The sequence below is a fragment of the Rhizobium sp. BR 362 genome (genome assembly GCF_036528765.1).
GTDB lineage: Bacteria > Pseudomonadota > Alphaproteobacteria > Rhizobiales > Rhizobiaceae > Rhizobium.
In genome coordinates this window covers 1-13602 of sequence record NZ_JARWGH010000039.1, presented here as the reverse complement: position 1 = coordinate 13602, position 13602 = coordinate 1, and the positions used below count along the sequence as shown (strand labels likewise).

12 protein-coding genes and 1 pseudogene are annotated in these 13602 nt (G+C 58.0%); 12 read left to right on the top strand and 1 reads right to left on the bottom strand.

All coding sequences use genetic code 11. The annotated features are described in order from the left end of the window. The first annotated feature begins 62 nt into the window (after positions 1-62). The 5 genes from QDY28_RS26980 to sucD all read left to right on the top strand — a co-directional run bounded on the left by QDY28_RS26980 (position 63) and on the right by sucD (position 5152). A complete protein-coding gene (locus QDY28_RS26980; protein WP_331384400.1) occupies positions 63-704 on the top strand; it encodes a response regulator transcription factor in 642 nt (213 codons plus the stop codon). A gap of 182 nt (positions 705-886) precedes the next feature. After that, entirely contained in the window at positions 887-2077 is a 1191-nt protein-coding gene (locus QDY28_RS26975; protein ID WP_331384399.1) for an aminotransferase class V-fold PLP-dependent enzyme, read from the top strand. Positions 2078-2099: 22 nt separating this feature from the next. Beyond that, positions 2100-3041 (top strand): HpcH/HpaI aldolase/citrate lyase family protein, encoded by a 942-nt coding sequence (locus QDY28_RS26970; protein WP_331384398.1) that lies wholly within the window; start codon positions 2100-2102, stop codon positions 3039-3041. A 12-nt stretch (positions 3042-3053) separates the two neighbouring features. Next, the gene (locus QDY28_RS26965) at positions 3054-4238 is read left to right on the top strand and encodes a malate--CoA ligase subunit beta (protein ID WP_331384397.1); all 1185 of its coding nucleotides are present in this window, start codon (positions 3054-3056) and stop codon (positions 4236-4238) included. 14 nt (positions 4239-4252) lie between these two features. Beyond that, positions 4253-5152, top strand: coding sequence for a succinate--CoA ligase subunit alpha (sucD, locus tag QDY28_RS26960; RefSeq protein ID WP_331384396.1), 900 nt, complete (start codon positions 4253-4255; stop codon positions 5150-5152). Positions 5153-5349: 197 nt separating this feature from the next. Here the strand turns inward: sucD and QDY28_RS26955 are convergent, their stop codons facing one another. After that, complete coding sequence (locus tag QDY28_RS26955; protein ID WP_331384395.1) at positions 5350-6435, bottom strand: hypothetical protein; 1086 nt, start codon at positions 6433-6435, stop codon at positions 5350-5352. A 293-nt stretch (positions 6436-6728) separates the two neighbouring features. Between QDY28_RS26955 and QDY28_RS26950 the strand changes: the two genes are divergently transcribed. From QDY28_RS26950 to QDY28_RS26920, 7 genes and pseudogenes are all read left to right on the top strand, one after another. Next, entirely contained in the window at positions 6729-7472 is a 744-nt protein-coding gene (locus tag QDY28_RS26950; RefSeq protein WP_331384394.1) for a FadR/GntR family transcriptional regulator, read from the top strand. Positions 7473-7528: 56 nt separating this feature from the next. Continuing rightward, a complete protein-coding gene (locus QDY28_RS26945) occupies positions 7529-8305 on the top strand; it encodes an SDR family oxidoreductase (RefSeq protein WP_331384393.1) in 777 nt (258 codons plus the stop codon). Positions 8306-8410: 105 nt separating this feature from the next. After that, the gene (locus tag QDY28_RS26940; protein ID WP_331384392.1) at positions 8411-9478 is read left to right on the top strand and encodes an ABC transporter ATP-binding protein; all 1068 of its coding nucleotides are present in this window, start codon (positions 8411-8413) and stop codon (positions 9476-9478) included. Positions 9479-9627: 149 nt separating this feature from the next. Further along, the gene (locus QDY28_RS26935; RefSeq protein ID WP_331384391.1) at positions 9628-10941 is read left to right on the top strand and encodes an ABC transporter substrate-binding protein; all 1314 of its coding nucleotides are present in this window, start codon (positions 9628-9630) and stop codon (positions 10939-10941) included. Positions 10942-11007: 66 nt separating this feature from the next. Continuing rightward, positions 11008-11943, top strand: a complete 936-nt coding sequence (locus QDY28_RS26930) for a carbohydrate ABC transporter permease (RefSeq protein ID WP_331384390.1) — start codon at positions 11008-11010, stop codon at positions 11941-11943. 15 nt (positions 11944-11958) lie between these two features. Next, on the top strand, positions 11959-12858 hold the full coding sequence (locus tag QDY28_RS26925) for a carbohydrate ABC transporter permease (protein ID WP_331384389.1): 900 nt from the start codon (positions 11959-11961) through the stop codon (positions 12856-12858). A 608-nt stretch (positions 12859-13466) separates the two neighbouring features. Then, positions 13467-13602: pseudogene (locus tag QDY28_RS26920) on the top strand (IS256 family transposase); the annotation flags it as partial.

Below are 13602 nucleotides of genomic sequence, written 5' to 3'. Positions count from 1 at the left end.
GGCAATGTGGGATCTAGTGGTACTTAGATACTGGAATTTTATTGCGTCAACGGGAGAGGCGCATGGTTTCAGGAAATGCACATAAGGTTCTCGGGCGTGTTCTGGTTGCTGAGCGCAATCCACTTGTCATGGCAGCCCTTCGCGGACTTTTTGAAAACAAGCCGGGCTTTTCGATCGTTGACACCGCACAGAGCTCGGCTGAGCTTTTTCAAAAGCTCGCCACCGTCGAGGCGGATTGCCTGCTTCTCAGTTGGCAATTGGACGACGCGGACGCCCCTGACGTGCTGACGGAGATCGGCAGGCTCGGGTTCGATCCACGCGTTGTCCTCTTTGCTGACAAGAACGATCCCGCTGTGCTTCAAGAGACGATCCGGCTGGGCGTTAATGGCCTTTGCTACCAGTTCGAGGATCCGGAAATCCTTTTTGCGACCTTGACCGCCGTCATAAAGGGACGGATCTGTATTCCCTATACGATGCTTTCCAAGATCTCGAACACACCGTTCCAACAACTCACGTCGCGCGAGACGGAGTTGCTGGGCATGCTCTCCCATGGCTGGTCCAACATCCAGATCGCCAGCCGGACCGGAATTTCCGAGAACACGGTGAAATACCATCTCAAGAATCTCTACGACAAGCTTGAGGTGCGCAATCGCGCCATGGCCGTTGCCCTTTACGCCAGGGAACGCCGCCGAAAGGTTGGCTGACCTACCCGTCGGGTAGTCCCCGCCTGCCCACCCATGAGAACCGACCACCCGCAAGGGCCGCAAATGCGCTGCCCATCCGGCATTATTTTCTGCCCGAAGGAGTGTGGTGGAGCGACCGTCCGAAAGGCAGTCTGTGTGTCGAGGAAACGTTCGTTCTCGGACCAGCATGCATCGGAGGAACCATGGCAGGCTACAATCATCTCTTCATTCCCGGCCCCACCAATATTCCCGAACAAATTCGCCAGGCGATGAACCTGCCGATGGAAGACATGCGCTCACCGCGCTATCCGGAATTGACGCTGCCACTCTTCGCCGACGTCAAAAAGGTGTTCAAGAACCACAACGGCCGTGTGTTCATCTATCCGTCCTCAGGCACCGGCGCTTGGGAAGCGGCGATGACCAACGTGCTTTCACCGGGCGACAAGTTGCTGATGAGCCGGTTCGGCCAGTTCTCTCATCTCTGGGTCGACATGGCCGAGCGCCTCGGCTTCGAAGTCGATTGCCTCGACATGGAATGGGGTACGGGCGTGCCCGTCGAGCTTTATGCCGAACGTCTCGCTGCCGACAAGACGCACGAGATCAAGGCCGTGTTCGTGACGCATAACGAAACGGCAACCGGTGTGACCTCTGACGTCGCCGCCGTCCGCGCGGCACTCGATGCCTGCGGCCACCCCGCGCTGCTCTTCGTCGATGGCGTCTCCTCGATCGGTTCGATCGATTTTCGCCAGGATGAATGGGGTGTCGATTGCGCCGTTTCCGGCTCGCAGAAGGGCTTCATGCTGCCTGCCGGGCTGGGCTTCCTTTCGGTCAGCCAGAAGGCGCTGGAAGCTTCCAAGACTGCGCGCCACACGCGCTGCTACTTCTCCTTCGAGGACATGATCAAGACCAACGATACCGGATATTTCCCCTACACGCCGCCGACGCAATTGCTTCGCGGTTTGCGCGCCGCGCTGGACCTGATCTTCGAGGAAGGCCTGGAAAACATCTTCGCGCGCCATCATCATCTCGCGAATGGCGTCCGCGCTGCGGTTTCCGCCTGGGGGCTCAAGCTCTGCGCGACCGAGCCGAAATGGCACTCTGACACCGTATCGGCAATCCGCCTGCCCGAAGGCATCGATGGCGTCGAGGTCATAAAACACGCTTATCGCGCCTACAACACCTCGCTCGGCAGTGGCCTCAGCAAGGTGGCCGGCAAAGTTTTCCGCATCGGCCATCTCGGCTCACTCAATGAGGTGATGGTGCTGGGCGCGCTCGGCGCCGCCGAACTGACGCTGCTGGATTGCGGCGTAAAAATCGAGGCTGGCTCAGGCGTGGCGGCGGCGATCAATCAGTTCCGCTCCGCCGCGGCAACCGCAGCCGCCAAGGCAGCCTGAACGACGGGACCAGGAGATCATCATGAGCCACACCATCAACCACCTCCGCCGGCTCCGTCTGCAGCGCAGCGAGCTTGCCGTACCGGGGTCCAGTCCGGAAATGATCGAGAAGGCCGCCAATTCGGCCGCAGATTATATCTTCCTCGATATCGAGGATGCGGTGGCACCGCCGGACAAGGAGCGCGCCCGCGCCAATATCGTAAAGGCGCTGAACCAAATCGATTGGCGCAGCCGCGGCAAGACGATCTCGGTGCGCATCAACGGGCTGGACACCCATTATATGTACCGGGACGTCGTCGATCTGATGGAACAGGCCGGCGACCGGATCGACACGCTACTAATTCCGAAAGTCGGCGTCCCCGCCGACCTCTACATGGTCGAGGCGATGGTCAACCAGATCGAGATCGCCAAGGGCTACAAGACCCGCGTCGGCCTTGAGGCGCTGATCGAAACCGCGCTCGGTATGGCCAATGTCGAGGCGATTGCCTCTTTCGGCGGCCGGCTGGAAGCACTGCATTTCGGTGTCGCGGATTATGCCGCAAGCCTAAAGGCCCGCACCGTCAATATTGGTGGGCTCAATCCGGACTATCCCGGCGATCAGTGGCATTTCGGCCTGTCGCGCTTGACGGTGGCTTGCCGCGCCTACGGCCTGCGCGCCATCGACGGTCCCTTCGGAGATTTCTCCGATCCTGAGGGCTACGAGGCCGCCGGCCGCCGGGCTGCAGCGCTCGGCATCGAGGGCAAGTGGGCGATCCATCCCAGCCAGATCGCTCTCGCCAACGACATATTCTCTCCGCCTGAAAAGGAGGTCGATCGTGCCCGCCGCATCATCGAGGCGCTGAAGCTTGCGGAGAGGCAGGGCAAGGGCGCGGCGTCGCTCGAGGGCAAGATGATCGATGCTGCCTCCGAGCGCATGGCGCGCAACGTGCTCGCCACGCATGACGCCATCACCGCTAGCCGCTGAGAGGAAACAGACATGGACATCCACGAATACCAGGCCAAGGAACTTCTCTCCCGCTACCAGATCCACATCCCGCGCGGCGGCCTCGCCTATAGTCCCGAGCAGGCGGCTTATCGCGCCCGGGAGATCGGTGGCGATCGCTGGATCGTCAAGGCGCAGATCCATTCCGGTGCCCGCGGCAAGGCGGGCGGTGTCAAACTCTGTTCGTTTGACCACGAGATCGTCGACGCCGCCGACTCCATGCTCGGCCGCACTCTTGTAACGCACCAGACCGGGCCGCACGGAAAACTGGTCAGCCGCCTCTATGTCGAAGAGGCGATGGATATCGAGCGGGAGATTTATCTCGGCTTCGTTCTCGACCGCAAATCCGAGCGCATCATGATCGTTGCCTCGTCCTCGGGCGGCATGGAGATCGAAGAAATTGCCGAAGCCGAACCGGATTCGATCATCCGCGCAACCGTCGATCCCGGCGTCGGCATGCAGGATTTTCAAGCCCGCGAGATCGCCTTCGGGCTCGGCATCGATAATGCCCTGATCGGCCGCGCGACGCAGACGCTGCTCGGCTGCTACCGCGCCTTCGTCGATTATGATGCCTCGATGCTCGAGATCAATCCGTTGGTCGTCACGCGCCGCGGCGAACTCGTGGCGCTCGACGCCAAAATGAGCTTCGACGAGAACGCACTGTTCCGCCGGCCGCATATTTCGGAGATGCGCGACAAAAGCCAGGAGGACCAGCGCGAAACCTATGCGTCGGATCGCGGCCTTTCCTATGTCGGCCTCAATGGCAATATCGGCTGCATTATCAACGGCGCGGGCCTGGCCATGGCAACCATGGACATGATCAAGATCGCCGGCGGCGAGCCCGCGAACTTTCTCGACATCGGCGGCGGCGCCTCGCCGGAACGCGTGGCAAAGAGCTTCCGCGCCGTGCTCCGCGACAGGCAGGTCGAAACGATCCTCGTCAACATCTTCGCCGGCATCAACCGCTGCGACTGGGTGGCCGAGGGCGTGATCAAGGCGCTTCGCGAAGTCGGCGTTCCTGTCCCGCTCGTCGTGCGCCTCTCCGGCACCAACATGGAAGAGGGCCGGCGCATCCTCGCCGAGTCCGGCGAAAACATCATCATCGCGGATACGCTGGCGGAGGCTGCCGACAAGGCTGTCAGTGCCTGGCGCTCCTACACCGCGAACAAGGCTGCTTGAGGGAGGATCACGCCATGGCCATTCTACTTAACAAGAACACCCGCGTGATTGTGCAGGGTTTCACCGGCAAGATCGGCAGCTTCCACGCCGAGGACATGAAGCGTTACGGCACCAACGTCGTTGGCGGTGTCACCCCCGGCAAGGGTGGGCAGACCCATCTCGGCATGCCGGTCTTCAACACGGTGAAAGGTGCGATGCAGGAAACCGGCGCCGAAGCCTCCATTGTCTTCGTGCCGCCGCCCTTCGCAGCCGACTCGATCATGGAAGCGGCAGATGCCGGCATCAGGCTCTGCGTCTGCATCACCGATGGCATTCCCTCCCAGGACATGATCAGGGTCAAGCGGTATATGAGACGCTATCGTTTCGAGGATCGCATGAGACTGGTTGGCCCGAACTGTGCGGGCATGATTACGCCGGGCGAGGCGCTGATGGGCATCATGCCGGGTTCGATCTATCTGCCCGGCAGGATCGGTATTGTCGGTCGTTCCGGCACGCTTGGCTACGAAGCTGCGAGCCAAATGAAGGCGCTCGGCATCGGGGTTTCCACGTCGGTGGGTATCGGCGGAGATCCGATCAACGGCTCGTCGTTCAAGGACATGCTCGAACTGTTCGAAAAGGATCCGAATACCGACGCCGTACTGATGATCGGTGAGATCGGCGGCCCGCAGGAGGCGGAAGCTGCGCTCTGGGCACGGGATAATATGAAGAAGCCGCTGATCGCCTATATTGCCGGCCTCTCGGCGCCGAAGGGCCGGCGCATGGGCCACGCGGGTGCGATCATCTCGGCTTTCGGAGAGTCGGCCCAGGAAAAGGTTGAGATCCTGAAGGGGGCAGGTGTTGCCATCGTGCCCACACCGTCCTCGTTCGGCGAGACGGTGGCGGAGGTATTGTCCACTCTGAGCAAAGCGGCCTGAGCAGGCACTCCCCGCAAAGACGGTGATCCACCTTGCCGGTTTGGAGAAGAGGCCAACGCAGTCGAGCGGCGTGGCCGGAGCACGGCGTTTGGTTCTGGCGGACACGATGTGTGTTAGCGGAAAAGAAGGTGGCGAAGAGGTTTTGAATATCCAACACGCCGAGCCAGCAAGTGTGGATGCCTCTTCGCCAAATCATCTCAAATCGACCGGATAGCCAACGAGTTCAGCAGCCATGCAGAATCGATCGAGATGTCGATACTGACGTCATTAAGGAATGCCCATATCTGGTCAGAGAGCCCGACATAGACCCAAACCTTCTGATTGGCAGGAAATGCCATGCTCGTGAACAGATTTATGATCCGACGCTCGCCCGGGACCGCCTGGACACTTTCGCCTGGGAAGCTCTCGCCATCACCACTGCAATCAAGGCCCGCGACAAACCATTGATCGCTGACCTCGTTTGCTGGATCGACGTCCTCCCAGTTCCAAAACACCGCTAAAACCAGTCTGCCGCGTGTCGTGGCATGAAAATCCGACCAGCCCCATTCATCGTCGGTGGAAATATTGTGGCGACAAATGAGGGCAGACAGATCTGCCTTGACCTGAAGAATACCAGTTCGAAGCGTCTTGAAACGCACCAGATAGCCAGTTTCGCGATAGGCGCAGATAAGATCCACGTCGGACGCATCGTGGTTTCTAGCGACGAGTTTTGATCCCAATCGCGCGGTCTCATCGAGATAGGAATTATTCGCGACAATTGCCCCGTCACCACTTGCCTGATTTTGTTCGAAACGATCCCACGATCCTCCAAACGGCGGATAGAACAATTTCTCCTTGTCGGGATCCGGCAAAGGAATCCAAATGATAGGCGGCGGCTGCGAAATAATATCGGTGGTACTGCCAACTATGGTCTCGTGGGCTAGAAACCGATCGTTGTTTTTCACAAATCTTCCGATCTTTTGGTATGCCTGGTCATGGATCCCCTTGAGTGCCAGCAAATCGACGCCCGCCTCCTGGGCCGCGATCAGCGAGTTGTAACGCATTCCAGGGCCTCGAAGATCCCGTGATCGGTCTGCCTTTATGGTCGTCCGAATTTTATCGCGTAGCTCGGACGAAAAGACTTCGCTCTGCTGTTTCGAGAATGAACGGCGCAACTCCTCCAATCTCTCCACATTTTTCCGCCATGCCGCATTCTGATGACGTTCATGGATCGCCTCGAGCTTTTGCAGCTCGGGCGTCTTCGAATCGGATTGTGTGCTTTCAATGCTCTCTTCTGTTCTCATAACATCCCTCCTGAGAACGAGAGGCCCGGCGGTGGTACGATAGCATAGTTTACTGGCGGTTGAAATAATTTACTTTCCACCAACCAAGTGGGAGGATCATCGGGTGACCCAATCCGGAGCTTCGTTTCGGCCATTGCCCGGCCAAGGCCGTGAGGTGTTTGGAGTCGAGGTGTTTTCACCCCGATCTCTGGATTGATCGACATGGGATTACAAGCGTGAAATGTCTTGACTGATTTCCTCAACGATCTTTAATTAACTGATCTGCTGGACCGACCAGTGGACCGGGGGGCGCGATGGGCGAGAGTCCAGTCTTGACCGAGGTACCGAATATCGCGCGGAGCCTCGCCCGCCGAACGGCGCGTGGCGTCATCGCCGAGAAGCTGATGGTCCTGATCGCGACGAATATGCTGCGGCCAGGCGACGAGTTGCCCGGCGAACGCGAGCTAGCCAATGTTCTCCATGTCAGTCGCGAAACGGTGCGCGGTGCCATCCAGACCCTCGCTGCGCAGGGCATCATCGAGGTTTCGCACGGCAGCCGCAGTCGTGTTGGCAAGGTTGATCTCAGCCACATTACCGTGATGATCGCTTCTCCGAGTGCCATCGACAGCTACGATCTGGAGTCTGTTCATGCAGCACGTCTTCACATTGAACTGAAAATCGTCGGCGACGCTGCCGAACGGATCGACGACACGACGTTAGCGAAACTGCAGGCCCTCATGGAAGCGCAGCGTCTCAGCGGAGACGACGCGATGCGTTTCCTGATTTGCGACCGTGAATTCCACATCGCGATATATCGCGCCTGCGGGAACCCGCTGCTTGCCGATTTCGTCACCGATTTATACACCTACATGATGAACTACCGGCGCAATGCCATGTCGCAGCCGGGCGCGATCGATGCCAGTTACAGTGATCATCTGTCGATCATTGAAGCTCTCGCGCAGCATGATCGAGACGGCGTCGTTGCCGCATTCCAGCATCATCTCACACGCATTTACGAATCGACCAAGGTTCTGCTGGCCGGCGGTAATTCGGTCTGAGCTGAACAGCATTGGGAGATCTGCCTGACATGCATGCGAGGGAGGAAAAGTCTGAGATGGAGCAATCCGAAACCGGGCCGAGAACCCGAATCGCGCTCGTCACCGGCGGTGGTACCGGCATCGGCCGCTGCATCGCCAAGGCGCTGTGCGAGGAGGGTTATGCTGTTATCATTACCGGCCGCCGCAGCGATGTGTTGGAAAAAGCCGCCGGCGAACTCGCCGCGGAGACCGGTGGCACGACGCGGGCGATTGCCTGCGATGTCGGCGCTGCCGAGCAGGTGGCTGACCTTTTCGGAAAGATCAGGTCAGAATTTGGCCGGCTCGATCTCCTCGTCAACAATGCCGGCAGCGGCGCTCCGGCGATCCCGCTCGAAGACATTACTTTCGATCAGTGGAACAGCGTGGTCGCGGCCAACCTCACCGGTGCCTTCCTTTGCACGCAGCAGGCTTTCAGGCTGATGAAATCGCAGGTGCCCCGCGGCGGCCGCATCATCAACAACGGGTCGATTTCGGCGACGACGCCGAGACCGAACTCGGCTCCATATACTGCGACCAAGCACGCGATCACCGGTCTTACGAAATCAACGGCGCTCGATGGGCGGCCGTTCGATATCGCTTGCGGCCAGATTGATATCGGCAATGCCGCAACGGACATGACCGCGCGGATGAGTTCCGGTGTGCTGCAGGCAAACGGAGAAGTCGCCAGCGAACCCACAATCCCGGCCGAGCATGTCGCTCGCGCAGTCGTCTATATGGCAAGCCTTCCGCTGGAGGCTAACGTTCTGACCATGACGGTAATGGCGACAAAGATGCCGTTCGTCGGCAGGGGATAGGATGTCGAAAGTGAATTGGTTGGCGTTCTATCGGTGACATCCCGGGGAGGGGAGGACCGGTAGATAGAGGTCGAAAATGAGGACAAAGTTCTGGGAGGAACTTTTATGGCAGGTGTCGAGTTTGTCGATGTCAAGAAATCATTCGGAGCGTTTCCGGTCATCAAGGGTGTGAACATCGAGATTGCGGACGGCGAATTCGTAATTCTGGTCGGGCCGTCTGGATGCGGAAAATCCACACTTCTGAGAATGCTTGCCGGGCTCGAGAATATTTCCGCAGGCGAGATCCGTATCGGCAATCGTGTCGTCAATGGAGTGGCGCCCGGCGACCGCGACATAGCGATGGTGTTTCAAAATTATGCGCTTTACCCCCACATGTCGGTGGCACAGAACATGGCCTTCTCGCTGATGCTCAAACGCTCGCCGAAAGCGGACATGGATCAGCGGGTCAAGAAGGCCGCGGATATCCTTGGCCTCACCAAACTGCTCGACCGCTATCCCCGCCAGCTTTCCGGTGGTCAGCGCCAGCGCGTAGCCATGGGCCGGGCAATCGTGCGCGATCCACAGGTCTTCCTCTTCGACGAGCCCCTTTCCAATCTTGATGCAAAGCTCCGGGTCGCCATGCGTGCGGAGATCAAGGGGCTTCATCAACGTCTTGGCACCACGACCGTATACGTCACGCATGATCAGATCGAGGCCATGACAATGGCCGACAAGATCGTCGTCATGCATGACGGCGTTGTGGAGCAGGTGGGAAAGCCGCTGGAGCTTTACGACAAGCCTGCCAATCTTTTCGTCGCGGGCTTCATCGGCTCGCCGGCGATGAACATGATCAAGGGCCGCCTCGATGCGGGAAATGATGCTCGCTTCATCGCGTCTGATGGAACGGTCCTGCCGGTTTCAAATCCGCCGGCCGCCGGGAGGGGTCGCGACCTCATCTATGGCCTACGTCCGGAATATATCGCGCCCGACGACAATGGTCTGCCGGCGGAAATCATCGTGATCGAGCCGACCGGCTACGAAACGCAAATGACGGTTCGGTTTGGTGGCAGCGAGGTCAATTGCGTCTTTCGCGAACGGATCGATGCCAAACCCGGCGATACGCTGCGCATTTCCATCGATGTGCCGCATGTCCATCTCTTCGACGCCGAAAGCGGTCAGAGATTGACTATCTGAAGCCGCTTCGGGGACAGCAAGAAGAGGAGTCTTTCTGTTCCTTCGCCGAGGCGGAAGCATCCGGCAGGCCGGATGTGATGGTCGTCGTTCACCAAAACGGGAAGGTGGGCGCCGAGGGATTTGCTCCCGTTTTTCAAAGGAGGAGTATCATGGCAATCAAGAGACGTGACTTTCTCGCCGCATCTGCGGCAGCGGCCGGTATCGCCGGCCTCTCGCCCCTCGGCATCCGGCCGTCTTTCGCCCAAACCGAGCCGAGCTACACGCCCGAAAAGGGCGCAAGTCTCCGGCTTCTTCGTTGGACACCCTTCGTCAAGGGAGACGAAGATGCCTGGCTTGCCAATACCAAAAAGTTCACAGAGGCGACCGGCGTCGAAGTTCGCATCGACAAGGAAAGCTGGGAAGACATCCGGCCGAAGGCTGCCGTCGCCGCCAATGTCGGTTCCGGTCCAGACATGGTGATGTGCTGGTTCGACGATGCTCACCAGTATCCTGACAAACTCGTCGACCTAACGGAACTCGCCACCTATCTCGGCAACAAATATGGCGGCTGGTATGACGGTTTGCGCGGTTATGCAACCCGCGGCGACAAGTTCATCGCGATGCCGCTGACGGCGATCGGCAATGCCGTTGTTTATCGGGATAGTCACGTAAAGGCGGCCGGTTTTAATGAATTCCCCAAGGATACCGCGGGATTTCTTGAGCTTTGCAAGGCGATGAAGGCCAAAGGCACGCCTGCCGGCTTCCCGCATGGCAAGGCCGTCGGTGACGGCAACAACTACGCCCATTGGCTGCTTTGGAGCCATGGCGGCAAGATGGTGGACGAAAACAGCAAAGTGACGATCAACAGCCCCGAAACCCTGGCTGCCATCCGCTATGGGATGGATCTTTATGCAACCTTCATCCCGGGGACGGAAAGCTGGCAAGACATCAACAACAACCGAGCCTTCCTTGCCGGACAAGTATCGCTCATTGCAAATGGCGTATCGGTCTATTATTCGGCCAAGAAGGATCCGAAGCTTGCCGAGATCGCGGCCGATATCAGGACGACAAACTTTCCGATCGGCCCGGTCGGCAAGAGCGTCGAGCTGCACCAAACGAGTTCGCTGGTTCTTTTCAGCCATACCAAATACCCGGAAGCCGCCAAGGCCTATATCAAGTTCATGATGGAAGGCGACCAAATGAACGCCTGGATTCAAGGTTCGAGCGCCTATTGCTGCCAACCCTTGAAGGCCTTTGCCAACAACCCCGTCTGGACCGCCGATCCGGTGCATGCACCCTATGCACGCGCCTCGGAAACGCTTCGCCCCAACGGCTATGCTGGCCCTCTGGGCTATGCTTCGGCAGGCGTGATGGCCGACTACGTGCTCGTCGATATGTTCGCCGCCGCCGTGACCGGCCAGATGACGCCGGAGGATGCAATGAAAGAAGCTGAGCGCCGGGCAAACCGTTACTACAAGGTTTAATCCCCGCGAAGATCTGCAGCATGCCGGCGCCGGCATGCTGCGACTGTCCATCAGGAGGATAATGCCATGTCGACCGTGACATCCGGCGATACGACGCGCAGGCCGATCAGATCGCTCATGCAGAACAACAATATGCTCGGCTTCCTCTTCATGTTGCCCGCGGCAATCTTTCTGCTTTGTTTTCTGACCTATCCGCTGGGACTTGGGGTCTGGCTCGGCTTCACCGACACGCGGATCGGGCGCGCCGGCAGCTTTATCGGATTGGAGAATTATCAATTCCTGGCCAATGACTCCGTCTTTTGGCTCTCGGTCTTCAATACATTGCTCTACACCTTCATTGCCTCCGTTCTGAAGTTTGTCCTCGGCCTTTGGTTGGCACTGCTTCTCAATCAGCACCTGCCATTCAAATCCTTCTTCCGGGCAATCGTGCTTCTGCCCTGGGTCGTGCCGACGGTGCTTTCGGGACTGGCATTCTGGTGGATTTATGATTCCCAATTTTCGATCGTCTCATGGTCTCTGATGAAGATCGGCCTGATCCATGGCCCGATCAATTTCCTCGGCGATCCGACCAATGCGCGGATCTCAGTCATTATCGCCAATGTCTGGCGCGGCATTCCCTTCGTGGCGATTTCGCTGCTTGCCGGCCTGCAGACGATTCCTGCTTCGCTGCAGGAGGCGGCGTCCCTTGATGGCGCCACAAGTTGGCAGCGCTTCCGCTATGTAACGCTGCCGATGCTGACGCCAATCATCGCCGTGGTGATGACGTTCTCGGTGCTATTCACATTCACGGATTTCCAGTTAATTTATGTGCTGACCAAAGGCGGGCCGGTCAACGCGACGCATCTGATGGCGACGCTTTCCTTTCAGCGTGGCATCCCGGGCGGTCAGCTCGGCGAGGGTGCGGCAATCGCGGTGGCGATGATTCCCTTCTTACTCGGCGCCATCATGTTCAGCTTCTTCGGTCTGCAGCGCCGCAAATGGCAGCAGGGCGGACAGGATTGAAATCGGGAGAACGCCATGACCATCAAAACCGAAACGGCTAATCCCGTTCTTACCGACAACGTCCAAGGCATGGGTTATCTCAATCGCCTGCCGCGGCGCATCGTCATGCTCTATCTGCCAATGGCTGTCTTTGTCTTCGTACTTCTGTTTCCCTTCTACTGGATGGCCATAACGGCCATCAAGCCGAACGCACAGTTGACCGACTACAATAATTACAGCCCCTTCTGGGTCGTGGGGCCGACGCTCGATCACATCAAGTACCTGTTCTTCGAAACGTCCTATCCAGGCTGGCTCTGGAACACGGTATTGGTGGCGGTGGGATCGACTGTTTTATCGCTGCTGGCGTCGATTTTTGGCGCCTACGCAATCGAGCGCGTGCGTTTTACCGGCTCGCGTCCAATCGGGTTGCTGATCTTTCTAGCCTATCTCGTTCCGCCTTCGATCCTGTTCATTCCCTTGGCCTTCATTGTCTTCAAGCTTGGAATTTACGATTCCAGGCTGGCGCTCATCTTCACCTATCCAACCTTCCTCATTCCATTTTGTACCTGGTTGCTGATGGGCTATTTCAGGTCGATACCTTTCGAGCTGGAAGAAAGCGCGCTGGTCGATGGTGCCAACCGTTGGCAGATCCTGACGAAGATCATTCTGCCGTTAGCAGTGCCTGGCCTCATATCGGCCGGCATCTTCGCCTTTACGCTGTCCTGGAACGAGTTCATCTACGCGCTCACCTTCATTCAATCTTCGGAAAACAAAACCATCCCGGTTGGCGTTCTGACGGAGTTGGTGCGCGGCGATGTCTTCGAATGGGGATCGCTTATGGCTGGCGCCCTATTCGGTTCATTGCCCGTCGTGATCCTCTACTCCTTCTTCGTCGACTACTATGTTTCGTCGATGACCGGTGCCGTGAAAGAATGATCAGAATTTTCGGCTGAAAGGAGTCGCACTCCATCAACAGAGCTAGAGGAAACGATTTTTGACCGAAAATTCGGTGGCATTTGCTACCTAGTTCCGAGGAACCTTACCGAACAGGCCGCATTGCGAAGGCCGAATGGCGTATATCATTCACAACATTGTCATGGTCTAATTCAATCGTCGGAGCGCCTCCGACGATTTGAAACCGAGCACTTCATGGTAACCTGTCCCCTATCCCTAACCGGATAGGGGCTTTTTATTCGCGCGACAAACTCAGGTGCGTGCAAATCTTCATCCGTCTTCAAAATTTCGGACACATCGTTGCTTGACGCGATCGAAGGGAAGCGGAGTTTAAGATGCATCTAGGGGGGTATGCAGTCTGTGCTCCAAATCAGCGTGCTCTGAATCTGGCATACTTCTCGTTTCGAGAAATACGGCGCCAGCTTTCTCACGATACGAGCGCGCGATGACAAAAACAGACAATATCATTGCTCGTGCACTGGCGCTTTATCGATGATCGTGTCCCATGGAGTGGTGTAGCTGGATTTCATAGCCATCGGTGATTTCCGGTAGGGTCGGGTTGCTTAGAGCCAACCTGAGGGACACCACCGATGACCGACGACATGATGAACCTGCGCTCACTCGTTGAGAAGAGCGCTGATGCCGATTTGCTGCGGGAGATGATCGGCTTTGCTGCCGAGAAGCTGATGGCGCTGGAGGTCGGCACGAAGACCGGCGCGGCCTATG